The 24,733-nt window shown below is 71.8% G+C and carries 19 protein-coding genes; 13 read left to right on the forward strand and 6 right to left on the reverse strand.

What is annotated here, in order from left to right:
• Positions 1 to 116: 116 nt before the first annotated feature.
• On the reverse strand, positions 117 to 2,375 hold the full coding sequence (locus tag IE226_RS20265; RefSeq protein WP_190082702.1) for a molybdopterin-dependent oxidoreductase: 2,259 nt from the start codon (positions 2,373 to 2,375) through the stop codon (positions 117 to 119).
• A 91-nt stretch (positions 2,376 to 2,466) separates the two neighbouring features.
• On the reverse strand, positions 2,467 to 3,099 hold the full coding sequence (locus IE226_RS20270; protein ID WP_190082703.1) for a TetR/AcrR family transcriptional regulator: 633 nt from the start codon (positions 3,097 to 3,099) through the stop codon (positions 2,467 to 2,469).
• 102 nt (positions 3,100 to 3,201) lie between these two features.
• Between IE226_RS20270 and hmgA the strand changes: the two genes are divergently transcribed.
• Genes hmgA through IE226_RS20285 form a run of 3 tightly spaced genes read left to right on the forward strand, consistent with a single transcriptional unit; the run spans position 3,202 to position 6,572 of the window.
• Positions 3,202 to 4,548, forward strand: coding sequence for a homogentisate 1,2-dioxygenase (gene hmgA, locus IE226_RS20275; protein ID WP_190082704.1), 1,347 nt, complete (start codon positions 3,202 to 3,204; stop codon positions 4,546 to 4,548).
• Between the two features lie 59 nt (positions 4,549 to 4,607).
• Positions 4,608 to 5,357 carry a GntR family transcriptional regulator gene (locus tag IE226_RS20280; protein WP_190082705.1) on the forward strand — a complete coding sequence of 250 codons (750 nt, stop codon included), beginning with the start codon at positions 4,608 to 4,610 and terminating at the stop codon, positions 5,355 to 5,357.
• Between the two features lie 15 nt (positions 5,358 to 5,372).
• Positions 5,373 to 6,572: a type ISP restriction/modification enzyme gene (locus IE226_RS20285; protein WP_190082706.1), complete on the forward strand. Its 1,200-nt coding sequence runs from the start codon at positions 5,373 to 5,375 to the stop codon at positions 6,570 to 6,572.
• A 184-nt stretch (positions 6,573 to 6,756) separates the two neighbouring features.
• On the opposite strand, the gene IE226_RS44135 is transcribed toward IE226_RS20285, so the two are convergent.
• The 3 genes from IE226_RS44135 to IE226_RS20295 form a co-directional block, all read right to left on the reverse strand.
• Positions 6,757 to 7,023: a hypothetical protein gene (locus IE226_RS44135; protein WP_229871286.1), complete on the reverse strand. Its 267-nt coding sequence runs from the start codon at positions 7,021 to 7,023 to the stop codon at positions 6,757 to 6,759.
• A gap of 116 nt (positions 7,024 to 7,139) precedes the next feature.
• Complete coding sequence (locus IE226_RS20290; RefSeq protein ID WP_190082707.1) at positions 7,140 to 7,913, reverse strand: anti-sigma factor; 774 nt, start codon at positions 7,911 to 7,913, stop codon at positions 7,140 to 7,142.
• Entirely contained in the window at positions 7,910 to 8,464 is a 555-nt protein-coding gene (locus tag IE226_RS20295; protein ID WP_190082708.1) for a sigma-70 family RNA polymerase sigma factor, read from the reverse strand. The genes IE226_RS20290 and IE226_RS20295 overlap by 4 nt, the downstream gene beginning before the upstream one ends.
• A gap of 213 nt (positions 8,465 to 8,677) precedes the next feature.
• On the opposite strand from IE226_RS20295, the gene IE226_RS20300 reads away from it, so the two are divergent.
• The 4 genes from IE226_RS20300 to IE226_RS20315 all read left to right on the forward strand — a co-directional run bounded on the left by IE226_RS20300 (position 8,678) and on the right by IE226_RS20315 (position 15,133).
• Positions 8,678 to 10,237 carry a DUF4331 domain-containing protein gene (locus IE226_RS20300; RefSeq protein WP_190082709.1) on the forward strand — a complete coding sequence of 520 codons (1,560 nt, stop codon included), beginning with the start codon at positions 8,678 to 8,680 and terminating at the stop codon, positions 10,235 to 10,237.
• Between the two features lie 114 nt (positions 10,238 to 10,351).
• Positions 10,352 to 11,701, forward strand: a complete 1,350-nt coding sequence (locus IE226_RS20305) for a tetratricopeptide repeat protein (RefSeq protein ID WP_190082710.1) — start codon at positions 10,352 to 10,354, stop codon at positions 11,699 to 11,701.
• A 241-nt stretch (positions 11,702 to 11,942) separates the two neighbouring features.
• Positions 11,943 to 13,346 (forward strand): urease accessory protein UreH domain-containing protein, encoded by a 1,404-nt coding sequence (locus IE226_RS20310; protein ID WP_190082807.1) that lies wholly within the window; start codon positions 11,943 to 11,945, stop codon positions 13,344 to 13,346.
• A 110-nt stretch (positions 13,347 to 13,456) separates the two neighbouring features.
• On the forward strand, positions 13,457 to 15,133 hold the full coding sequence (locus IE226_RS20315) for a serine/threonine-protein kinase (RefSeq protein WP_229871344.1): 1,677 nt from the start codon (positions 13,457 to 13,459) through the stop codon (positions 15,131 to 15,133).
• Here IE226_RS20315 and IE226_RS20320 read toward each other — a convergent pair.
• Positions 15,100 to 15,921, reverse strand: a complete 822-nt coding sequence (locus tag IE226_RS20320; RefSeq protein ID WP_190082712.1) for an SGNH/GDSL hydrolase family protein — start codon at positions 15,919 to 15,921, stop codon at positions 15,100 to 15,102. The two genes, IE226_RS20315 and IE226_RS20320, sit on opposite strands and share 34 nt — an antisense overlap.
• A 233-nt stretch (positions 15,922 to 16,154) precedes the next feature.
• On the opposite strand from IE226_RS20320, the gene IE226_RS20325 reads away from it, so the two are divergent.
• The 6 genes from IE226_RS20325 (at position 16,155) to IE226_RS20350 (ending at position 24,678) form a co-directional block, all read left to right on the forward strand.
• On the forward strand, positions 16,155 to 16,586 hold the full coding sequence (locus tag IE226_RS20325; RefSeq protein ID WP_190082713.1) for a hypothetical protein: 432 nt from the start codon (positions 16,155 to 16,157) through the stop codon (positions 16,584 to 16,586).
• Between the two features lies 1 nt (position 16,587).
• Positions 16,588 to 17,688, forward strand: a complete 1,101-nt coding sequence (locus tag IE226_RS20330) for a GNAT family N-acetyltransferase (RefSeq protein ID WP_190082714.1) — start codon at positions 16,588 to 16,590, stop codon at positions 17,686 to 17,688.
• A gap of 377 nt (positions 17,689 to 18,065) precedes the next feature.
• A complete protein-coding gene (locus tag IE226_RS20335) occupies positions 18,066 to 18,899 on the forward strand; it encodes a glycosyltransferase family 2 protein (protein ID WP_190082715.1) in 834 nt (277 codons plus the stop codon).
• A complete protein-coding gene (locus IE226_RS20340) occupies positions 18,896 to 19,948 on the forward strand; it encodes a glycosyltransferase family 2 protein (protein ID WP_229871289.1) in 1,053 nt (350 codons plus the stop codon). Before IE226_RS20335 ends, IE226_RS20340 begins: the two co-directional genes overlap by 4 nt.
• Positions 19,949 to 19,979: 31 nt before the next feature.
• A complete protein-coding gene (locus IE226_RS20345) occupies positions 19,980 to 20,780 on the forward strand; it encodes a polysaccharide deacetylase family protein (protein ID WP_190082716.1) in 801 nt (266 codons plus the stop codon).
• The gene (locus IE226_RS20350; protein WP_190082717.1) at positions 20,773 to 24,678 is read left to right on the forward strand and encodes a polysaccharide biosynthesis protein; all 3,906 of its coding nucleotides are present in this window, start codon (positions 20,773 to 20,775) and stop codon (positions 24,676 to 24,678) included. Before IE226_RS20345 ends, IE226_RS20350 begins: the two co-directional genes overlap by 8 nt.
• Positions 24,679 to 24,733 lie beyond the last annotated feature (55 nt).

Here is a 24,733-nt window from a genome sequence, read left to right on the forward strand (position 1 = left end):
CTACCTAACGTTCACCATCGAACTCCCACCAGGTCTGGCGGTCCGGTTGACGTTAGGACCCGTTCTCGAGCGTTAACAAGATGTTGACGTGTGAGCAATAAGCGCAAAACTCCAGGTCAACGAGTTGCTGTGGGCGCGAGGTCCGTCAGGGCCGTCAGCGACACCGGGAAGCCGTTGAGCACCGCCGTCCCGGAGAGCGGGTCGAGCAGCGTGCCGTCCAGGAGCTGGTTCACGTTGGCGCCGGGGTTCTCGGCCGCGACGGCCAGGCGGGTGCCGGGGCGGTCGTGGCCCCAGCCGTGCGGCAGGCTGACCACTCCGGGGCGCACGGCGTCGGTCACCTCCACGGGGACGACGAGCGAGCCGCCGGCGGCCTGCACGCGCGCGTGGCCGCCGTTCTCCAGGCCGGCGCGGGCCGCGTCCTCGGGGTGGACGTGCAGGGTGCAGCGGTTGGAGCCGCCGGTGAGGGTGCGGACGTTGTGCATCCAGCTGTTGTTGGAGCGCAGATGGCGCCGTCCCACGAGGACGAGCTCGTCCGGCGTGGCACGCAGCGCGTCCGTGAGGCGGGGCAGGTCGTCAGCGATCGGTGCGGGGAAGAGCTCCACACGCCCGCTGCGTGTCTTGAGCACCTGCGGGAGCCGGGATTGCAGCGGGCCGAGGTCGATGCCGTGCGGGCGGTCGAGGAGCCGGTCGAGGGTGAGCCCGACCGCGCCGTCGCCGCGCCCGCCGAATCCGTCGCCGTACGGGCCGAGCCGCAGCATCAGGTCGAGCCGCCGCTCGGGGCCGCTGTCGCCGGTGAGGAGGGCGGCCAGCTCCTTGGGGTCACGGCCGTACACGGCCGAGTGCGGCTCGGTGACGGCCTTGCCGAGGGTCCGGTCGATCACCATGGTGTCGACGGCCGCCGGGTCGGCGCCGTGCATACCGCTTCCGGCGAGCACGAGCCGGGCCAGGATCTCCGTCTCGGGCATCCTGCCGTCCGCGAGGGGCAGGGCGGCGCGGGTGTAGCGGACCTGGTTGCGTACGGCGAAGCCGTTGAAGGCGAAGTCGAAGTGCGGGCTCTGGGAGGGCGGGGGCGGCGGCAGGATCACGTGTGCGTGGCAGGAGGTCTCGTTCAGGTACGGGTCGACGCTGACCATGAAGTCGAGCGAGGCCAGGGCCTTGTCGAGGCGGTCGCCGTCCGGCGCGGAGAGCACCGGGTTGGCCGCGACGGCCACGACCGCGCGGATCGCCTCGTCGCCGGGGGTGTCGATCTCCTCGGCGAGCGCGGCGATCGGCAGTTCGCCCTTGGCCTCGGGGTGCCGGCTCACGCGGCTGTGCCAGCGGCCGAGGGCGAAGCCCTTGCCGGGGCCCGCCGGGCGGGGCTCGCGGTCGGTGGCCGAGAGGGGGAAGAGGGCGCCGCCGGGCCGGTCGAGGTTGCCGGTCAGTACGTTCAGGACGTCGACCAGCCAGTTGGTGAGCGTGCCGTAGGCGACGGTGCTCGCGCCCACCCGGGCGTAGACGGCGGCGGTGGGCGCCGCCGCGAGGTCGCGGGCGAGGGCGCGGATGGTGTCGGCGGGCACGTCGCAGGCCGCGGCGACGGCGTCGGGGGTGAAGTGGCGTACGGCCTCGCGTACGTCTTCGACCCCCTCCACCTGCTCTTCGAGCGCGCCGAGATCGGTGAGTTTCTCCTCGAAGAGGACGTGGGTCATGGCCGCGAGCAGCAGCGCGTCCGTGCCGGGCCGGATCGCGAGGTGCCGGTCCGCGAGCTTGGCGGTGCGGGTGCGGCGCGGGTCGACGACGGTGAGCGTGCCGCCCCGCGCGCGCAGCGCCTTCAGCTTGCCGGGGAAATCGGGGGCGGTGCACAGGCTCCCGTTGGAGTCCAGGGGGTTGGCGCCGAGCAGCAGGAGATGGTCGGTGCGGTCCAGGTCGGGCACGGGGATGGCGAAGGCGTCGCCGAAGAGGAGCCCGCTGGAGACGTGCTTGGGCATCTGGTCGACGGTGCTCGCGGTGAAGACGTTGCGGGTGCCGAGGGAGCCGAGCAGTACGGGCGGGTAGAGGCCGCCTGCCATGGTGTGCACGTTCGGGTTGCCGAGGACCACGCCGACCGCCTGCGCGCCGTACCGCTCGATCAGGGGGCGCAGCCCGGCGGCGACGGCGTCGAACGCCTCGTCCCAGGTCGCCTCCCGCAGGACGCCGTCCTTGCGTACGAGCGGTCCCTTCAGGCGGTCGGGGTCGGCGTCGGCCTCCGCGAAGGAGGCGCCCTTGGGGCAGATGAAGCCCCGGCTGAAGACGTCGTCCCGGTCCCCGCGCGCACCGGTGACCCGGCTGCCTTCGACGGTGAGCGTGAGCCCGCAGGTGGCTTCGCAGAGGGGGCAGATACGCAGGGCGGTGCTGGGCATGGAAGACCCTCCGGGGCGGCGGCGACAGCGCACGTGCGCTCTCACCATACCGACCGGTATGCATGCCGTCAGGACCCTGCGGGAATCGGGTTCAGTCCAGCGCGCCCGCGAAATAGGAGTGCAGCAGGTGACGCGTCTCGTCGATCAGGGCGGGATCGCCCGACGGATCGGCGCGGAAGGCGAGTTGGAGCACCGCGTCCACGGCTTCGACGCCGACGAGCACGATGCGCCGCAGCTTCTCGTCGAGGGCCCTGTCGAGGTGGGCGGCGAGCAGTCCCGCCACCCGCTCGGCGACGTCCGAGTTGGCGTCGGGCATCGCGTCGGGGGCCGAGGGGATGCCGAAGTCGACCAGCCCGAAACCGGGAACGGTGCGCTTCATGGCGAGGTACTCGTCGAAGGCCGCGTCGACGGCCCCGCGCCAGTCGCCGCGCTCCACCCCGGTCATACGCGCCGCCACGCGCTCTCCGTACGCGTCGAGGTTGCGGTGGGCCAGGGCGTCCGCCATGGCCCTCTTGTTGCCGAAGAAGCGGTAGACCGAGCCGATCGGTACGCCCGCGCGAAGGGCGACGGCACGGGTGCTCAGGTCTTCGTAGCCGACTTCGTCGAGGACCTCGGCGCAGGCGTCGAGGATGCGGCTCAGACGTTCGGCGCTGCGCTCCTGCACGGGCACGCGGCGCAGGGTCTTCGGGGGCGGCGGGGGCTTCTGCCGATCACGGTGGGACACCCCCGGGAGAGTAGAGCATCGTTCACATCCATGGATCCCCCTTGCGGAAGGAAAACGCGAATCCTACGGTGTCCCATAGGAATCGTTGACGAGGGAGCGATGATGAGCCGGGACAACACCAGCGACGCGGACCGTACGGACGCGAACGGCGCGCGCAAGACGGCGGAGGCACTGACGTACCTCTCCGGCTTCGGCAACGAACACAGCTCCGAAGCGGTGCCCGGCGCCCTGCCGCACGGCCGCAACTCCCCCCAGCGCGCACCCCTCGGGCTGTACGCGGAGCAGCTGAGCGGCACCGCCTTCACCGAGCCCCGCGCGCACAACCGCCGCTCCTGGCTCTACCGCATCCGCCCCTCCGCCGCGCACCCGCAGTTCACCCGCACCGACAACGGCGCGATCCGCACGGCGCCGTTCACCGAGACGCCCGACCCCAACCGCCTGCGCTGGAACCCGCTCCCCGGGCCCGCCCCCGGCACGGACTTCCTCGCGGGCCTGTGGACACTGGGCGGCAACGGCGACGCCACCCAGCGCACCGGCATGGCCGTGCACCTCTATCACGCCAACTCCTCCATGACGGATCGGGTGTTCAGCGACGCGGACGGCGAACTCCTCGTCGTCCCCGAGCAGGGCGGCCTGCTCCTTCGCACCGAGTTCGGGCTGCTGCGCGCCGAACCGGGCGAGGTGGCGCTGATCCCGCGCGGGGTGCGCTTCCGGGTGGAACTGCTCGACGACACCGCCCGCGGGTACGTGTGCGAGAACTACGGAGCGGCCTTCCAGCTGCCCGACCTGGGCCCGATCGGCGCGAACGGCCTGGCGAACGCGCGGGACTTCAGGGCTCCGGTCGCCGCGTACGAGGAAGACGAGCGCCCGGTGGAGGTGGTGAACAAGTTCTGCGGCAACCTGTGGAAGGCGACCTACGACCACTCGCCGCTCGACGTCGTCGCCTGGCACGGAAACCACGTCCCGTACGTGTACGACCTGCGCCGCTTCAACGTCCTCGGCACCATCAGCTACGACCACCCGGACCCGTCGATCTTCACGGTCCTCACCTCGCCGTCCGACACCCCGGGGCTGGCGGGCGTCGACTTCGTGGTGTTCGCGCCGCGCTGGCTGGTCGGCGAGGACACCTTCCGGCCGCCGTACTTCCACCGGAACGTGATGAGCGAGTACATGGGCCTGATCGAGGGCGCCTACGACGCGAAAGCGGAGGGCTTCGTGCCCGGCGGCGGGTCGCTGCACAACATGATGTCGGCGCACGGCCCCGACCGCGACACCTTCGAGAAGGCCTCGGCCGCCGAGCTGAAGCCGCAGAAGATCGACGACGGGCTTGCCTTCATGTTCGAGACACGCTGGCCGGTGACGGCCACGGAACAGGCAGCTCAGGCCGCCCATCTGCAGCGCGGATACGACGATGTGTGGGAGGGTCTGGAGCGCCATTTTCGAAACTGATCGGGCAACTGATCCCGTTTCGCTGCCGATGCGGACTGATTGACTCATTCGGAGAGACCGTGACCGCTTTCGCCCCGGACTCGATCGTCCTGAATCGCAAGCTGCCGCTCTGGTATCAGGTGTCGCAGTCCCTGCGCGCCTCGATACTCGGCCGCACACCCGACGCCCCGCTCCGGCTGCCCACCGAGGAGCAGCTGGCGGGGCACTACGGGGTGAGCGTCCTGACCATGCGCCAGGCGCTCAAGGAGCTCGAGGACGAGGGCCTGATCAGCCGGCACCGGCGGCGCGGCACGTTCATCGAGCCGAGCGCCCGGCGCGGCTCGCCGGTCCGGCTGCTCGGCTCGGTCGACGCGATCGTGGCCCAGCAGTCGGGCATGAGCACCGAACTGCTCGCACACGGCACGGCTCCGGTCTCCGGCGAACTCGCCGAGCACTTCCCGGATCTGCCCGAGGTGGCGACGTACCACCGGCTGCGCAGCGACGAGAAGACGGGCGAACCGACCAATCACGCCCATAACTACATCCGCCCCGAGCTCGCCGAGCGCGTCGAGCTCGACGATCTGGCGCGCTGGCCCATGACGAAGGTGCTGCGCGACGTCGTGGGCGTCCGCATCAGCCGCATCACGGACACCGTCGAGGCCACGCTCGCCGACCCGGAGACGGCCCGCCTCCTCGAAGTGCCGCTGCTCAGCCCGATCCTGCACTACACGGGCATCACGTACGACGATCAGGGGCGCGCCCTGGACGTCGCCCGCATCCACTACCGCGGCGACCGCTTCTCCTTCACGGTCACCCTCGACGCGACGTAAGGGTCTCGACGTACGATGCCGGGCGTGACGCACGACGAAGCGGCGCTGCTCGCCGACCTGATGCCGTGGTCCGTCGCACCGCTCCGGCCGGGCCGCGGGTGGCCGATGGGACCGGACGCCGCATCCCTCAGAGCCCGTTGGACCGCGTTCCTGCGGGCGGACACGGAGGAGCGCGAGCGCCTGTTCTCCCCCTCCCGCTCCCGCACCCTGCACACAGCGGTCGCCCAACTCCCCGGCCACGAGGCCAGCACACTGCCCCTGGCCGCCGAGACCGGCCCCTGCCCCGATCCCGTACGCGTCCTGCACGGCCCCTTCGACGAGCAGTGGCTGATCCCGGACCACCGGCTCATCGACGCCGCGCGCCCGGAGCTGTGGCGGGTCGCGGGCGAGGGGCAGCTGTTCCTCGTCGAGCAGGGTTACGTCACCGGCACCACGGGGCCCGCGGTGCTCGCCTCCGCCGTACTGCCCGACGGCCGCTCCCCCGCGGGCCGGCCGGGACGCATCCGTCCGCTGTTCCGCCGCCCCGGCGGACTCGAACCCAATGTGGCTCCGGGCCTGCTCGCCCACCTCTCGGCGACGCTCGGCCAGGACGTCGGAGCCGGCGATCTGGCGGCCTGGACGCTGGCCGTGGCGCAGGCATCCCCGGCGGGGTGCCGGGTGCCGCTGACGTCCGACGCCGGGGTCTGGGCGCGGGGTACGGAGCTGGGGCGCCGCGTCCTCGCGCTCCAGGCCCGCGGCGACGGCGCACGCCCGAAGCTCCCCGGCGGGCGGCGTCCCTACGTCCGGGCTCCGCTGCCCGCCCGCCCCGCGGAGCTGTCGTACGACGCCGACGAGGAGGCGCTGTGCGTGGACGAGGGCCGCATCTCACCGGTGCCGCGGGAGGCGTGGGACTTCGAAGTGAGCGGGGTCCGGGTCCTGGAACTGTGGTTCGAGCGACGCATGACGGCGGGCGAGGCGGGCACGCTCGACGCGGTCAGGCCCGCGGAGTGGCCGCAGACGTGGACGTCCGAACTCCTCGAACTGATTACGGTGCTCGCGCTCCTCGCGGAACTCCGGCCGCTGCTGGCCGAGTTGACCGCGGACCTCGGCCCCCGCATCACCCCGGAAGCATTGCGTCACGCGGGGGTGCTTCCCGCGCCCGACGCCGCGCGCCGCCCGGCATCAGTCCTGGACCACCACGAAGAGGGCCCCGGCGGCCAGTTCGCCCTCATCTGATCCCGGCCGGTGGCGCACCCCGTGGCCGGGGCCGGATAGTTGCGGCATCAACAGGTGTGCGTGACACGGGTGTTATGGCAGGGGGGCGTGACGAGTGACGCGTACAGCAGGGAAAGAGGGAAGGGGCGGGTGGATGGGAGCAAATCCGCCGCTGAGCGGCGACCGAACCCCCGACCACCCGTGGTCAGCGACCCCCAAAAAGTGACCGCCGCAGCCTGCGCAAGGGAGCGAAGAGGGAGACCCTTCGCACACGTGCACCTCGGCCGCTGTGGTCATGCGCACCCCGTGAGGTCAGCTCACGCATCAGCAGAGTCGCTTCCGCCGCCTCACGCTGCGGAACGGCGGGACCGCCCAGCACTGAGAGATGGCGGTCGAGACGCGAGCTGGACGCGCTGCTCCCGCAGGTGATCGCAGGGACACGCGCCCTGCTGCGCACCGTTATCTGTTCCATGTCACTCCCCACCCGTACGAGGGCACCCGGCCCAGGGCAGGTTAACCCTATCGCCCCCGCACGACACTCGTGTATCCCGGTCACGGGATTCACCTACCCCGTAAGGAGGTTGACGATTACTCTCCGAATCCGACTGATTCCAGGGTGAGTTGGACAAGAAGGGCAGAAGTGGGCCGCTTTGAGCCTCCGTCGGGTTCGATGGTCACTGCCAGTGATCGACCGGGCGCACTGACACCGGAGACGATCACGGGCGTTTCGCCGTCGATCAGCCCCATGGAGCGGGGCGCGGCGGCGGGCCGCACGAGCCACAACTGGTACACGCGCCCCGGTGGTGGCGGCCCGAGCCCCGTGACGGTCACCACGGCGCGCCGCCTGGACTCCGACGCCACGACGCCGATGCCGCGCCCCCAAGCGTCCCGCTCCCCGGCCGCGCGGGCGTCCGGAGCAGCGAGGACGTGGGCGATCTCACGTGCCCCGGCGCGCTCCCGGTCGAGTCGGTCCTCGGCGCTCGTCAGTTGGCGAGCGAGAAACACCGACAACACCAACAACACCGACGCCGCGAGCGCGGTGACGGAGGCGACGGCAGCGGCGGGGAGATGAAGCACATGGGCGCGCGGGGGCGCGCTCGGGATCACGGGCGCCCGCGGGGGCGGCTCCTGCTCCGTGGCGCGTACGGCGGTCAGCACCCGCTCGCGCAGTCCGGGCGGTGGCGGTGCCGCCGCCGCACGCGCCAGTCGTACGGCGCCCTCGGCCAGCTCCCTGGTCTCCGCCAGGCAGGGCGTGCAGCGGGGCAGATGCCGCTCGAAGCGGAGCAGTTCGCGGGGCGCTAGGGCGTCCAGGGCGTAGGGGACGGCCAGCGAGTGCACCCGCCGGATCACGGTGTGCTTCATGCCGCGCCGCCCGGCGCCGCGCCCAGGCATTCGCGCAGCCGCAGCAGTCCGGCCCGCATCCGCGTCTTGACGGTGCCGAGCGGGACGGACAGACGCCGGGCCACCTCGCGGTACGTATAGCCGTCGTAGTAGGCGAGGGTGACGGCCTGGCGCTGGATGTCGGTCAGGCGCCTGAGGCAGCGGCGCACCCACTCCCGTTCGAGCCTGCCCTCGACCGCCTCGGCGACCTGGTCGAAGGCGGGGACCTCGCCGCGCTCGGCCACGCGCCGCTCCCGGTCGTTCGCCGCGCGGACGCTGCGCACCCGGTCCACCGCCCGGCGGTGGGCGAGCGTGAGGATCCAGGACAGGGCGCTGCCGCGCGCCGGGTCGAAGCGGCCCGCCGTCCGCCAGAGTTCGAGCAGCACCTCCTGGACCACTTCCTCGGACTGCGCCGGGTCGCGCAGGACGCGCCGGGTCAGTCCGTAGACCGGTCCGCAGACCAGGCCGTACAGCTCCTCGAAGGCCCGCTGGTCGCCCTTGGCGACCAGTGGAAGCAGTTCGTCGGGCTCCATGCGTGTCCCCTCGTCCCCTCCTGCCGGTCCCCGGCGGCTCGTCTCTTCCGGGGCCGGGTCACTCCCTGTCCGGTCGACCACGGATTCGGGGCGGGGGGACGCAGCGGATTGGGAACAGGGGCAATCCGCAGGGCCCGCCGTCCCGAATGGCGTTCGTCAGGCGGTCCCCGCGCACGGCGCCGGGTCGCGCAAGGAGAGTTGAGGACGGACGCGATGACAGCTACCGCCAAGAGCCGGACGGGGCGGCGCAGCAGGCGCTCTCTCGCCGCGCTCGTCTGCGGCGCATTGGCAGCCGGGGGGCTCGCAGCCGCCGGCGTGACGGCACTGGAACCGGGGCAGGCGGGCGCCGCCAGCCACCGGGAGGCCCCGCTGATCTCGGGGCAGCCTCAGTACGACAACACGGACGTGTACGCGTTCGTGAGCCCGGACAAGCCCGACTCGACGACGATCGTTGCGAACTGGCTGCCCTTCGAGGAGCCGGCGGGCGGTCCCAACTTCTATCCGTGGGCCGACGACGCCCAGTACGACGTCCACATCGACAGCGACGGCGACGCGCAGGGCGACCTTCTCTACCGGTGGACGTTCGACACGAAGACCAAGAACGGCGACACGTTCCTCTACAACACCGGGCCCGTCACGAGCCTCGACGATCCCGACCTCAACGTGACGCAGACGTACGACCTCGAACTGATCAAGCTCAAGGACCAGAAGGTCGTCTCGACCACGACCGTCGCCGACGACGTGCCCGCGGCGCCGTCGCACGTCGGCAAGGCCTCCATGCCGGACTACAAGAAGCTGCGCGACCAGTCCGTGACGCCGGTCAAGGGCGGCGGCTCGACGTTCGCGGGGCAGGCCGACGATCCGTTCTTCCTGGATCTGCGGGTGTTCGACCTGCTGTACGGCGGCGACCTGTCGGAGGTCGGGAGGGACACCCTCAAGGGCTACAACGTGAACTCCCTGGCCCTTCAGGTGCCGACCTCCCGCATACGGCAGTCGGCGAAGCAGCCCACCGTCGGCATCTGGTCCACGACCCAGCGCAAGACCGCGGGCGGCAAGTGGACGCAGGTCTCGCGGATGGGCAATCCGCTGGTCAACGAGGTGGTCGTGCCGCAGAAGGACAAGGACAAGTTCAACGCGTCCTCGCCCTGGAACGACGCGGACTTCCTGAAGTACGTGACCAAGCCCGAGCTGCCGAAGCTCCTGGAGAAGATCTACAAGCTGAAGGCTCCCGCCGAGCCGCGCGACGACCTCGTGTCGGTGTTCCTGACGGGCGTGAAGGATCTCAACCAGCCGCCCGGTGTCCGGCCCGCCGAGGCACTGCGGCTCAACACGTCCGTCGAGCCGGCGGACACGCCGAAGCGGCTCGGGGTGCTCGACGGCGACAACGCCGGGTTCCCGAACGGGCGGCGGCTCGCCGATGACGTCGTCGACATCGAACTGCAGGCCGTCGAGGGCGAACTCGTCGGGAACAAGAACGACCTGGGCGACGCGGTGAACGTCAACGACCGGAAGTTCGGCGGGACCTTCCCGTACGTGGCGCTGCCCACGTCGGGCTCGCGCGGGCCGCTGGCCAAGGGCGGCGACGCGGACAACAGCGCGGCGCGTGACGCGCTGAACGGCGGAGCGGTGCCGGGGCGGCCCGACTCCGGCGGCGGTCAGGACACCGATGCCGTACTGATCGCTTCCGCGGCCGCGGGGGCGGCCGGTGTGCTCCTCGTCGGGCTGGGGCTCGCGTGGTGGCGCAGGCGCGGGGCCCGCGGGGCGCTGGGCTGATCCCTCCTCCCCGCCCATGACCGGCGCGGCCCGCACCAATCCCCCTGCGGGCCGCGCCACTCCTTCCCTCCTGGCTCATCGACTTCTTCTTGACTTCTCGTGGAAGGTCCAGTGATGGCATTGCCTCGTCCTGCCGGCCGGTCCGTGGTGGCGGCCGTCGCTCTCGCGTTCGCGATCACCGGGGGTGCCGTCGTGGTCGGCGGCGCGGACGGGCCCGGCCGGTCGCCGTCGTCGTCGTCCGTCGCCGTGGCGCCGGGCGCGCTGCGAGGCGCGGACCTGGATCGCGGTGTGGAGGCCCTGCAAACTCATCTGCGGGACCAGCCGCGCGACTTCGGGGCGTGGGCGACGCTGGGGACCGCCTATGTCGAGCAGGCCCGCACGCGGGGTGACCCGTCGCGGTACCGCGAGGCGGCGCGCGCCCTCGACCGGTCCCTGGAGATCCGGCCCCGCAACGACGCGGGTCTCGCGGGGCGGGCCGCGCTGGCCGCCGCCCGGCACGACTTCGCGGGGGCGCTGCGGTACGCGCAGGCCGCGCTCGACGTGAACCCGCGCAGCGAGGGAGCGCTGGCCTCGCGGATCGACGCGCTGGTCGAGCTCGGGCGGTACGGCGCCGCCGCACGGGCCGCTGACGAGGCCGACGCCCGGCGACCCGGGGTTCCGGTGTTCACGCGGTACGCGTATGTGCGGGAGCTGCGGGGCGATGTGGCGGGGGCGCGGCGGGCACTGTCGCTGGCGCTCGGCTCCGGTGCGGGTGCGGGGTCCGGCGGCGGGGACGTGGCGTACGTCGCCACTGCCCTGGGGCAGCTCGCCTGGCGTCAGGGGCAGTACGGGGAGGCGCTGAAGCAGTGCGGGAAGGCGTTGCGGGCCGATGCCTCGCATCTTCCCGCGCTGGAGTGCCGGGCCCGGGCGTGGGCGGGGCAGGGTGATACGGAGCGGGCGATACGGGGGCTGCGGGAGGTTGTCGCGCGGGCGCCGTTGCCGGGGCCGCTGGTCGCGCTCGGTGAGTTGTACGAGGCGCGGGCCGGGCGGGGTGACGCGGCGAAGGCCCGGCAGCAGTACGGGCTGGTCTCCGCGTGGGTCTCCCTGGCCCGGGCGAACGGGGTGAACGCGGATCTGGACGCGGCGGTGGCGTTGACGGATCACGGGACGCGGGCCGAGCGGAGGGCGGCGCTGCGGGCTGCGCGGGCGGAGTGGGGGCGGCGGCACACCGTCCACACCGCGGACGCGCTGGCCTGGGCCCTGCACGTCGACGGCCGCTCCGAGGAGGCCCTGCCGTACGCACGCCGGTCCACGGCCACGGGGTTCCGCGAGGCCTCCTTCATGCACCACCGGGGTGTGATCGAGGGGGCGACGGGCCACGCGTCGGCAGCCCGTCGCTGGAAGTCGGCGGCGCTGGACTTGAACCCCGGGTTCTCTCCGACGGCGGCGGCGCGAGCACCGAGGGAAACGGGGGGAGGGTCGTGAGGTCACTTTTGCGTCGTGGTGGGGGCGGGGGCGCGCCGGGATGCCCGTCCCCGCCATACCGACCCTCGCATCTCGATGCCGGGGGTGTGCGGGCGCGGGTCTGCTTCGTCTGTGGGGGCGGTGTCTCGTCGCGGGGCAATCGGCTGGGTGGGCGGGAAATGTCCGCTCGGGGTACCGGCGTCGCGGGGCCGCTGTGAAGTGGCGGGCGGTCGGCCGCGGGGCCGCTCTGCTCGCGGCACTCATGATCACGCTGCTGCCCGCCGCCGAGGCGCACGCCCATCCCCTGGGGAACTTCACCGTCAATCGGTACGACGGACTCGTGGTGAGGCCCGGGCACCTGCGGGTCGACCACGTCGAGGACCTCGCCGAGATCCCCGCCACCCAGGCCGGGCCCCGCATCAAGCGCGCAGGGATGCGGAGTTGGGCCGAAGGCCGGTGTGCGGACGCCGCCCGCGGCAGCCTGCTGCGGGTGGACGGGCGAGCGGCGGAACTCCGCGTGGAGCGGGCCCGGGCGGTTCGCCGGGACGGGCAGGCCGGACTGCCCACCCTGCGCGTGGAGTGCGAGCTCGGTGCCCCGCTCCCCCGGGGCACCGAGTTCGCCGCCCGCTTCGAGGCAGCGGGACAGCCGGGCCCCGGCTGGCGCGAAGTCACCGCGCGGGGCGACCGGATGACCCTGAGCGCGTCCGACGTACCGCGGACGTCGGTGTCGAAGCGCCTCACCCGCTATCCGGAGAGGCTGCTCGACTCGCCGCCCGGCGAGGACGCCGCGGCCCTGCGCGTCACCCCCGGCGGCCCCGCCCTGAGCGAGGAGCGTCCGGAGGCACCGGCGTCCGTGCTGCCGCGCGGCGCGGACCGGTGGACGCAGGCCCTCACCGGCCTCGTCGCCCGGCACGACCTCACCCCCGCGTTCGCCGGACTCGCACTGGCCACCGCCCTGTTGCTCGGGGCGCTGCACGCCCTCGCGCCCGGGCACGGCAAGACGCTGATGGCCGCCACCGCCGCCGCGCGGGGCCATGCCTCCCTGCGCGACGTCCTCCCCCTGGCGGCCTCCGTGACCGTCACGCACACGCTGGGGGTGACCGCCCTCGGGCTGCTCGTGGCGGGCGGCTCGGTCGCCGCCCCGTCCGTCATCGCCTGGCTCGGAGTGGTCAGCGGAGTTCTCGTCACCGGGGCGGGAGCCCTGCTCCTGCGCAGAGCCTGGCGGCGGCGCGAACACCATCGGCACCATCACCACGGGCACAGTGATCACCACGGGCACGGGCATCACCACGAGCACGGGCCTCACCACGGGCACGATCATCAGCACGCGCCGCCCACCCTGCGCGGCGCCCTCTTCCTCGGCTTCGCCGGTGGTCTGGTGCCCAGCCCGTCCGCCGTCGTCGTGCTCGTCGGCGCAGCCGCCCTGGGCGAGGCCTGGTTCGGGTTGCTGCTCGTCCTCGCGTACGGGGTGGGGCTCGCCGTCACGCTGACGGCGGCGGGGATCCTCGTGGTGCGGGTCGGATCCATCGCCGGACGGCGGGTGGTCCGCGGGCCCCGGTGGCTGCACCGGGCCACGCGGCGGTTCCTGCCGCTCGGCTCCGCCTGTGTCGTGGTCGCCCTCGGGTGTGGATTGGTGTTCAAGGGGGCGGCAACAGCGCTCGGTTGAGGTAGTTTTGTGGAGAATCGCACGGCTGCGGATGGGGGACGCCCGTGAGCGGGAACGAGCGTGTGATCGCAGGGCGCTACCGCCTCCTCGCCCCCTTGGGCGAGGGCGGCATGGGCACGGTGTGGCGGGCCCGCGACGAAGTCCTCGGCCGCGAGGTCGCGGTCAAGGAGGTGCGCGCCCCCGCCGGGCTGCCGGCCGCCGACGTCGAGCGGCTGTACGCCCGCCTGGAACGGGAGGCCTGGGCCGCGGCCCGCATCCCGCACCGCAATGTCGTGACGGTCTACGACGTGGCGAGCGAGGACGGGCGCCCGTGGATCGTCATGGAGATCGTGCGGGGACTCTCGCTCTCCGACGTCCTCGACGCGGAGGGGCCGATGCCGCCCCGGCGCGCCGCGCACATCGGCGCCGAGGTGCTCGCCGCCCTGCGGGCCGCCCACGAGGCCGGGGTACTGCACCGCGACGTCAAGCCCGGCAACGTACTGGTCGCGAACGACGGGCGGATCGTCCTCACCGACTTCGGGATCGCCGTGGTGGAGGGCAGCTCGGCGCTCACCATGACGGGCGAGGTGGTGGGCTCGCCCGAATTCCTCGCCCCGGAACGGGCGTTGGGGCGCAAGCCGGGCCCCGAGTCCGATCTGTGGTCGCTGGGCGTCCTGCTCTACGCCGCGGTGGAGGGCAGTTCGCCGTTCCGGCAGGACACCCCGCTCAGTACGTTGCGGGCGGTCGTCGACGAGGAGCTGCCGCCGCCCCGGAACGCGGGCCCGCTGGCCCCGGCCATCGAGGGGCTGCTGCGCAAGGACCCGGCCGCCCGGATCTCCGCGGCGGAGGCCGAGAACCAGCTGCGGCTCGTCGCGGCCGGCGGCACTCCCAGTGTCCAGACGCCCCTTCCGTACATGCCGACCGTCACGTCACAGCAGCAACAGCAATACCCCGCGCCGCCTCCGCCACTACCGGGCCAGCAGGAACCGGTCGTCACCACGACCACCACCGTCCCGCCGACGCGCTCGCGCCGCTCGGTCCTCGTGTTCGCCGCGGGCCTGGTCGCCCTCGCACTGGCTCTGGGCGGGCTCGCCTACGCGCTGATCAACCGCGACGGCGGGGGCGGGGGCGGAAACGGCAGCGGTGCCTCCGAAGGCAGCGGCGGAAGCGGCGGCAACGAAGGAAACGGCAACGACGGAGGCTCGGACGGCGGCTCCGACGGGGGAAAGACCGGCGGTGACAACACGTCGGGCGGAAACGACGGCGGCGGCTCGAACAACGGCGGGTCCGGCGACGGCGGGTCGGACGGCGGCAGCGGCGACGGCGGCTCCACGAACGGCGGAGGCGGGGGCAACGGCGGAGGGTCGACCACGCACACGCCGCCGACCGTCAAAATCTCGGTCGTCGGCTCGCACACGCAGTACAACGGCGCCTGTCCGCCCGCCGCCGGGCAAGCCCCCTCGTTCACCGCGACGTTCACCGTGGGACGGGTACCGGTCACCGTCGACTACCGCTGGGTGACCAAGTCGGGCGAGCCGAGCGACCCCGGCTGGAAGCAGCTCAGCTTCGCGTCGGGAGGCGGCAAGACCAAGCAGGTGCAGCACACGGAGACGGTCGCGGGCGAGCCGGGCACGACGTATGAGAACTCGATCGGCGTGGAGGTGCGCAGCCCGGTGAAGGCCTCCTCCAACTCCGTCGCGTATGCGGTGACGTGCGAGGAGGAGACCCTGACGACGGGCGGGGGCTCCTCCTCCTATGCGCCGAACTCAGCGGGTCAGGACGCCGCCGCCCTGAACACGGGTAGGTAGCCGCCGGACTGGCCCGCGGCCTTGGGGTGGTAGGACTCGCCGATGTTGGTCCAGTTCACGCTGTGCAGCCACGGGGAGCCCGAGCAGATCTCGTGCCCGGTGAAGGTGGTGGTCACGTCGCCGAAGGCGAAGCCGTGGTCGGCGGCGCGTTTGGCCGTGGTGGAGTTGAGGAAGTCGGCCGCGTCGTTGATGGCGCTGCGCTCTTTCTCGGAGAGCCCGGCGAGGCAGCCGCCGCCGAGCTTGTAGAAGCGGGGGTAACCGAGCACGACGACCCGGGCGGCCGGTGCCTTGGCGCTGATCGCCGTGTAGACCTTGTCGAGGTTGCCGGGCAGCGTCGTCTGGACGTAACTGCGCGCCGTCGCGATGCGTGCGAGGCAGTTGCTCTCGGACTGCAGGACGCAGGTCGTCATGACGTCGGCGAAGCCGGCGTCGTTGCCGCCGACGGAGAGGCTGACGAGGCCCGTTCCCGAGCCGAGGGGGCCGAGTTGGTTGGCCACGACGTCACCCGTACGAGCGCCCGAGCAAGCCGTGAAGTGGAAGCTTGAGGGTGAGTTCGCCGCCGCCCAGAGCGCGGGGTACGCGCGCGGGGTGCGCTTGCAGGCGCCGCTGCCGCTGTCGTATCCGCCGGCTCCGACACCGGACGAGTACGAGTCGCCGAGTGCCACATAGCCGGTGGCGGCGGCCTGCCGGTCGGATGGGTCCGCTTGTGCCGCTGTGGCCCCGGTGAGGGCGAAGGCGGTGGTGAGGAGGAGTGAGGAAGCGTATGCCGTGATTCGGGACAATCTCATGGAACCTCCCTTAGCAGGATTTCTGCCACGACTTTGGTACCACTCCCCTCCGGCCGCCGATAGTGTTCATGTCAACGTGTTCGCCTGCAATTCCCCTGCTGGCACGGCGAGTTGTCGTCCCGTTCAAACCCCGAATGGGAACATCTGCACACCCCCTCCGCATCTTGACGCGCCGCCGTCGACTGCGCGACATTGAAGCCCGGCATCCGGCGCGTCGGGGGGCAAAGTCGCCAATGCAGACGATCAGGATCAAGGCACCGTCATCAGACACCGGACGCGGCTCCGGGGGCCCGTCGATCCGGCACGAGGACGCGCTGCCACTGCTCGCGGGCACGGCCGTCACGGTCGGCGCGGTCGGCCTGGTGCTCGCGCTCACGGACATCGAAACGCCGCTGCGCGCCCCCTTCACCCTGTTCTTCCTGCTTGCCGCTCCGGCCACCGCCATAGCCGCCGCGCTGCGCGGGCTCGAGCCATGGGGCCGGATCCTGGCTTCCGTTTCCGGGGCCGTCGCGGTCAACCTGTTGGTGGCCCAGGCGATGCTGGCGCTGCACGTGTGGTCGGTGCGCGGCGGGGTCGCGGCCATCACCGTGATCGGCACCCTCATCCATCTGCTGGTACTGGTACGGAGGTTGCGACGCCGTACCCCGACGAGGCGGACCCCCTGACGTGGACATCACCGTGCACCGCCCCGGAGAGCTCACCGCCGCGGACCGGGCGGTCTGGACGGCGCTGCAGTCCAAGGCGCACCTCCACGGCTCGCCGGAGCTGGCCAATCCTTTCCTCTCCCCCGAGTTCACTCTCGCGGTGGCCCGCTGCCGTCGCGGGGTGCGGATCGCGGTCGCGCGCGAGGACGGCGAGCCCGCGGCGTTCTTCCCGTTCCAGAGATCCATCACCGGCGTCGGCCGGGCCATCGGCCTCGGCGTCTCGGACTGCCAGGGCCTTGTCCACCGGCCCGGCTTCACCTGGGACGCGCGAGAGCTGCTGCGGGCCTGCGGGCTCGCGATGTACGAGTTCGACCATCTGGCCGGCGGCCAGGGGCCGTTCGAGGCGGGCGCCTCCGGCTCCTTCGCCTCCCCTGTCATGGACATCGATCAGGGGTACGAGGCGTATCTCGGCCAGCTCAAGGCGAAGTCGCCGAAGTTCACCCGTTCGACCCTCGCCAAGGAGCGCAGGCTCGGCCGCGACCACGGCACCGTCCGCTACGTCCACGACGAGCGCGACCCCGCCGTCCTTCGCACCCTGATGGAGTGGAAGTCGGCCCAGTACCGCAGGACCGGCCGCAGCGACCGCTTCTCGCAGCCCTGGATCAAGCAACTCGTGGGGCAGCTCTTCCACACCCGGTTCGATCAGTTCGCCGGCCTGCTCTCCGTGCTCTACGTCGACGAGATCCCGGTCGCCGCGCACTTCGGGATGCGCTCCGAACGGGTCATCGCCCAGTGGTTCCCGGCCTACGACCCGCAGTACGCCAAATACTCGCCCGGTCTGATCATGCATCTGCGCATGGCCGAGGCCGCCGCCGCAGACGGCATCGCGTATCTCGATCTCGGACGGGGCCAGAAGCAGTACAAGGACTCCCTCAAGACACGCGAACTCACCGTGTCCGAGGGGTGGGTGGCTCTGCGCCATCCGGCGGCGATCGGCTACCGGGCGCGGCGCGCTCCGGTCAGGGCGCTGCGCAACACGGTCTTGTCGCGGCCGGAATTCTTTGAGCCGGCGGACAAGCTGCTGAAACAGATGGGAAAAATACGATCAAGAAAGAAGGAATAAAGGCCGGGTAGGAACAGAGCACTCCGCATGTGCCCGCCAAGACCGGCCAAATCATTAAAAACGTGAGGCCACGTTCCAGGTCTTGCCATAAGGTCTCAATCATCAATACCGTCTTACATCCACCCGCATCGGCCCATCACGTAATGCGATCTAGGGGAGGGCTCAAGATCGCGATGGGGCCGGCGCGGGGCGCGGTAGGGGGGTGCCGTGCTCGGTCACTGAATCATCGCCGAGTCACGTCCCGCGCAATGCCAGCCCACTTCGGCATGTACGGAGATCTATTTCGTCATGCACAAGTGAGAACCCCCCTTTCGAACCGGATACATAGCCGGACCGCCCGGGGGTGGGTGGTCCACCGGACGAGAGGGATCAGACTCATGAGTTCCGCTGTGCGCCCGGCCGCCGAGCCGGGCCAAGACCCATTGGACAATCCGCCGCCGGCCGTAAACTACCGGCCGATTTCCACGCACCTGGCGATCGCACCGCCGGTGAGTGTCGTGATTCCCGCGATGAATGAGGCGGAGAATCTTCCGTACGTCTTCAAGACACTGCCCGACTGGATCCATGAAGTCGTGCTCGTAGACGGCAATTCCACCGACGACACGGTCGCCGTCGCCCGCGAGCTGTGGCCGGACGTGAAGGTCGTCCGACAGCTCGGCAAGGGCAAGGGCGACGCCCTGATCACCGGATTCGAGGCGTGCACCGGCGACATCATCGTGATGGTCGACGCGGACGGCTCGGCCGACGGGCACGAGATCGTCAGCTATGTCTCCGCCCTCGTCTCGGGCGCGGACTTCGCCAAGGGATCGCGCTTCGCCAACGGCGGTGCCACGGACGACATGACGCCGATCCGCAAGCTCGGCAACCACGTCCTGTGCTCCGTCGTGAACGCCAAGTTCGGCGCCCGCTACACCGACCTGTGCTACGGCTACAACGCGTTCTGGCGGCACTGCCTCGACAAGATAGAGCTCGACTGCACGGGCTTCGAGGTGGAGACCCTGATGAACATCCGGGTCGTCAAGGCCGGGCTCAAGGTGCAGGAGATCCCCAGCCACGAGTACCTGCGCATCCACGGCGTCAGCAACCTCAGCGCCGTGCGCGACGGTCTGCGGGTCCTGAAGGTGATCCTCACGGAGCGCTCGAACCGCCGCGGACAGCCGCGCCGCGCCCGTGGCGTTCCCTTCCGCACGCGTCAGGGAGAGGCGTCTTGAGCGCTCCCGACCGGCACGGGGGAAGCACGGTGGCGGGCATCTCGGTCGTCATCTGCGTCTACACCGAAGACCGCTGGGAGGACATCCTCGCGGCGGTCTCCTCGGTGCGGGCGCAGTCCCTGACGGCCCTGGAGACGCTGCTCGTGGTGGACCACAACGCCCCGCTCCTCGACCGGCTGGCCAAGGAGTACAAGGAGACCGGGCAGGTGCGGGTGCTCGCGAACGCGGGCCCCCGCGGCCTCTCCGCGGGCCGCAACACCGGGATCGCCGCCTCCCGCGGCGAGATCATCGCGTTCCTCGACGACGACGCCGTCGCGGAGCGGGACTGGCTGCGCCACTTCGCCGAGGGGTACGCCGACCCGCGGGTCCTCGCGGTGGGCGGGCGCACCCTGCCCGCCTGGGACTCCGGGCGCAGGCCCGCCTGGTTCCCCGAGGAGTTCGACTGGGTCGTCGGCTGCACGTACAAGGGGCTGCCCGCGGGCCGGGTGCGGGTGCGCAACGTCCTGGGCGGCAACGCCTCCTTCCGCCGCACCGCGTTCGAGGCCGCGGGCGGCTTCGCGACCGGCATCGGACGCGACGGCGACAAGCGGCCGCTGGGCGGCGAGGAGACGGAGCTGTGCATCCGGCTCAGCCGGGCAAGACCGGACGCGATCCTGCTCATCGACGACCGCGCGGTGATCCACCACCGGGTTCCCGCGGCGCGGCAGCGCTTCGACTACTTCCGCACGCGGACGTACGCGGAAGGCCTCTCCAAGGCACTCGTGGCCCGGAGCGTCGGCGCCGGGAAGGGCCTTGAGTCCGAGCGGCGCTACACCACGCGTGTCCTGCCCGCCGGCGTCGGACGCGGGCTGCGCGACGCGCTGCTCGCGCGTCCGGGCGGCGCCGGCCGCGCGGGAGCCATTGTGGCGGGCGTGGTCGCGGCGGCCGGGGGGTACGTCCTCGGCAGTGTCCGCGCGCGCAGGGGAGGCACCACCTTCTCGGTCGCGGAGACCGGGACCCCGGTCGTGCGGACCGGGGAGGAAGCGGACGGTGAGGGGGCTGCGGCATGAGCACGGCACCGATCGGCCGAGGGGGGCCGTCATGAGCGCGCCGGTTCCGATACTCATGTATCACTCCATCTCCCCCGCACCGACCCGGCAGACCCGGGACCTCTCGGTGTCCCCGGAGGCCTTCGCCGAGCAGCTCGAGCTGCTCGGCGAGCGGGGGTTCACGCCGCTGACCACGGCCGAACTCGGCGCGATCTGGCGTACTCCCGGCCGCTCGCTGCCGACGAGGCCGGTCCTGATCACCTTCGACGACGGCTACGAAGGCGTGCACCGGCACGGCCTGCCCGTGCTCGCCAAGCACGGCTTCGCCTCGACGCTCTTCGTCTCCACGGGCTGGCTGCGCGGGGCGCACGACACCGGCGGCGGCCTCGATCTCATGCTCGACTGGGACCAGGTGCGCGAACTGGCCGCGGCGGGCACGGAGATCGGCGGCCACAGCCACACCCACCCGGAGCTCGACCAGCTGGACGACGACGACCTCTGGTTCGAGCTGCTGCGCTGCCGGGAGATCGTCACCGACGAACTCGGCACCCGCCCCGTCTCCTTCGCCTACCCGTACGGCTACTCCAGCCGCCGGGTGCGCCGCACGGTGCGCGGCGCCGGATTCGCCCAGTCGCTCGCGGTCAACAACGGCCTGGCGCGCCGCTCCCAGGGGCCGTACGCCCTGAAGCGGGTGACCGTCCGGCACTCCACCGGCATCGACGAGTTCGAGCGGCTCGTCGAGGGCCGCGCGATCACCCGGAATTTCGCCAGGGACCGCGCCCTCACCAAGGGATACGCCGTGGTCCGCAGAGCACGACAGGCCCGCCGGAAGGCAACTCGTACCCGTGTCTGACACGTCGACCGCCCGGGCAGACGTCTCCGGGTCTCCCGCGACCGAACAGCAGCCGCCGTCCGGCAAGCCGGGCAGGCCGCGCAGGTTACGCCTGCCCGGCAGGGGCGGCGGCTCCGACGGCGGGAGCCCGCTGTTCCGCAACGCCTACGCCCTGATGCTCAACACCGGCATCTCCGGCGTGCTCGGTCTCGGCTTCTGGCTGGCCGCCGCCCGGTACTACTCCGAGTCGGCGGTCGGTCAGGGCTCGGCGGCGATCGCCGCCATGAAGTTCCTCGCGGGGCTCACCGCCCTCACGCTGATGGGGGCCCTCGCCCGCTTCATACCCGTCGCGGGGCGCGCCACGGGAAGGCTCATCTTCCGTACTTACGCGGGCAGTTCGCTGGTCGTCGCGTGCGCCGCGCTGATCTTCCTGCTCACGCTCGATCTGTGGGGGCCCTCGTACAGATTCCTGCACGGCCCGCTGCACGGTCTCGGCTTCGTCGCCGCGGTCATCGCCTGGTCGCTGCTCACCTTGCAGGACGGGGTCCTCACGGGGCTGCGCAGCGCTCTGTGGGTGCCGGTCGGCAACACGATCTTCTCGGTCGTCAAGCTGGGCCTGCTCATCGCGATCGCCGCCGCGATCCCGACGGCGGGCGTCTTCGTGTCGTGGGTCGCCGCCATCGCGGTGTCGGTGGTCCCGCTCGGCTGGCTGGTGTTCCGGCGCCTCGTGCCACGGCACGTGGAGGCGACCAGGGACAAGGCGCAGCCGCCGACGCTGCGCGAGATCGGGCGCTTTCTGGCCGGCGACTACACGGGCTCGCTCTTCTCGCTCGCGGTGGTCTATCTCGTGCCGGTGATCGTCGCCTCGCAGGTCAGCTCGGTCGACAACGCGTACTTCTACATCACCACCACGATCGGCGGCACGGTCAATCTCCTCGCCATCAACATGGGCGCGTCGCTGACCGTCGAGGGCGCTCACGACCCGGCGCGGCTCGCGGCCAACACCAGGGCCGTGCTGCGCCGCATGGCGCGCATCATGCTGCCGGTGTGCGGCCTGCTCTTCGTCTGCGCGCCCTACGTCCTGCGGGTCTTCGGCCAGGGGTACGCGGACGCGGCGACGCCGCTGCTTCGCTGGTTCGCGGTGGGCGCGGCGCTGCGGGTCGTCATGGAGACGTACTTCGCGGTGCAGCGCGCGCAGAGCCGTACGTCCGGGATCGCCTGGATGCAGGGCCTGCTGTGCGTCCTCGTGCTCGGCCTCACGCTGATCCTGCTGCCGCGGATGGGGCTCACGGGGGCGGGCGTCGCGGAGATCTCCAGCCTCGCGGTGATCGTGGCCATCGCGGCGCCGAAGCTGTACCGGGTGGCGCGGGGAGCTCCCTCCTCCGAGCCGTCCGACGCGGCACCGGACGGCGATCTCGCCGATCTGGGGACGCCCGAGGCGGCGCCCCCGCCCCCCGCCGTGGAGCCGGGGCAGCACAAGGAGCGGCGGGGGCCCGCCTGGGCGCTGCGCGAGACGCTGGACTCGGACACGCTTCAACTGGCGGTGCAGACCGACTTCGAGCATCCGGAGCGCAGGCCGGACATGCGTCCGGGGCCGGGGACACCGGCTGCCGGGACGCCGGCCTTCGGGAGGGCCGCCGCGGGGAGGACCGGCGATTCGGGGCGGGCCGTTGCCGGGAAACCCGCTGACGGGAAGCCCGCGGGTACGGGGGACGAGGGGGTCAAGGTGGACGACGTGGAGCGCAGGCCGACCTGGGCGCTGAGAACGCCGGTCAAGCCGCGGGACCCGGCACCGCCTCCGCCGGTTCCCCCCTCGGTGTCGTCGGCCGTGACGGCGCCCGCGGAGGAGCCGGGCACCGACGCACGCGTGCCGCAGGCCCCACCCGGACCCGCCGCCCCGAAGCCGTTCCCCGGGCGCCGCACCCTCTTCATGGCACTGTTCCTGGCCTTCGCGCTCACCCTCTACTGGCTGCCCGCGCTCGGCATCACCGAGGCGGACCTGGACGACATGGGCGGGCTCGGGCTCATCTCCGTCCTGCCCATGTCGACCCTGCTCGGGGCCGCGCTGCTCGTCGTCGTCTTCGCCTCGCTGCTCTGGACGGAACGACCGCACCAGGCCCTGCTCCTGACGACCCTGGTCGCCACCGTGGTGTGCCTGCACGCGCTGCCCGCCGTGCTGGAGAACGAACCGCGGTTCGCGACGGCCTGGCAGCACCTCGGCTTCATGGAGTACATCGACAGGACCGGCTCCGCGGTGCCCGACCTGGACGCGCGCTGGAGCTGGCCCGGGTTCTTCGCCGCGGCCACGTTCGTGGCGAAGGCGTGCGGCGTCTCGGACATGACCGAGGTCATCCGCTGGTGGCCGCTGGCCATGCAACTGCTCTACCTCGCCCCGATGCTGCTGCTCGTGCGCGCCATGCGGGCGTCGTGGCGCGCCAAGTGGGCCGGCGTGTGGATCTTCGCCCTGAGCGGCTGGGTCGGCCAGGACTACTTCTCCCCGCAGGGCTTCACGTACCTGCTCTATCTGGTGTTCGTCGCGGTGCTCCTCGTGTGGTTCCGCGCGCCCCACGTGCTGTGGGCCAAGCGCCGCCCCGGCGAGCTTGAGGTCGAGCCCGCCGACCGGCGCCAGCGCGCGGTGCTGCTCGTGATCCTGATCGCCCTGTTCGCGGCGACGGTCCCGGCACACCAGCTCACGCCGTTCGTGATGCTCGGCGTCCTCGCCGCGCTCGTCCTGGTGGGCCGCTCGGAGCTGCGCGGCCTTCCGATCCTCTTCGCGGTCTTCGTCGCCGTATGGCTCGGTTTCCTCGCGGAGCCGTACTGGTCGGGGCACTTCGACGAGCTGTTCGGCGGCATCGGCGGCGTCGGCGGCAATGTGACCTCGTCGGTGTCGGGCCGGATCGAGGGCGGCAGTTCGACCCATCAACTCGTGCTCTACGCGCGCGTGGCCCTTGCCGGCGGCGTGATGGCGCTCGCCTGCTGGGGCTGGTGGCGCCGGCGCGACCACAAGTACACCGAGCGCTCGCTGCTCGTCCTGACCTTCGTGCCGTTCCTGGGCTTCGGCATGCAGTCGTACGGCGGCGAGATGGCGCTGCGCGTCTTCATGTTCGCCCTGCCCGGCGCGGCCCTGCTCGCCGGTCTCGCGCTCTTCCCGCGCGCGGGCATCACCGCGAAGGAACGGGACCGCGACCGGGTGAGCCTGGCGCCGCTCGCCGCGCTCCTCGCGGGGCTCGTCCTGATGGGCGGCTTCCTGGTGGCGCGCTGGGGCAACGAGCCCTTCGAGCGGACCCGGGCCGGGGAGATCGCCGCGATGGACTACGTGTACGAGCACGACGACCCGACGGTGCGGCTCCTGTGGATGAGCGACGACACGATCAACAACGTGACGCCCGCGATGCCCTGGGGCACCCGGGACATGGAGAAGGTGGAGTACGTCCCGACCCTCGCCCCCGCCGATCCCGTCCTGGTCTCCAGCCTGGTGAAGGCGCTCAAGGACGCGGGCCCCAACTCGTATCTGATGATCAACAAGAGCCAGACGGTCTACCTCCAGATGGACGTCGGCTACCCGAAGTCCTGGGATTCCCGGCTGATCACGAACCTCGACAACCGCCAGGAGCTGAAGAAGGTCCTCACGAACGACGACGCGACCCTCTACACCCTGCGCAAGCAGCCGAACGGCCAGGTCGAGAAGGCCGATCCGGGCCCGATCGGCCCGCAGGTGACCTGGACTCCCTGGTCGGTGGTCGGCGCGCTCGCGGCGATCGCGGTGATCCTGCTGCTGCTCACCCGTGAGGTCGTGCGGGTGGCGGTGGAGCCGAGCGTGCGGCAGCTGCGCTGGCTGCAGAGCAGCTTCTGGTTCTCGCTGCCGCTGCTCGCGGTGCTGCTCGCCTCGCTGATCCAGCGGTTCCTGACGATGGCCTGACGTTCTTCCCGGCGGCGGAGCGGGGGCTCTGGCGGGGGCGGGGGCTGCGGTGGGG

Source organism: Streptomyces longisporoflavus, assembly GCF_014649775.1.
Lineage (GTDB): Bacteria > Actinomycetota > Actinomycetes > Streptomycetales > Streptomycetaceae > Streptomyces > Streptomyces longisporoflavus.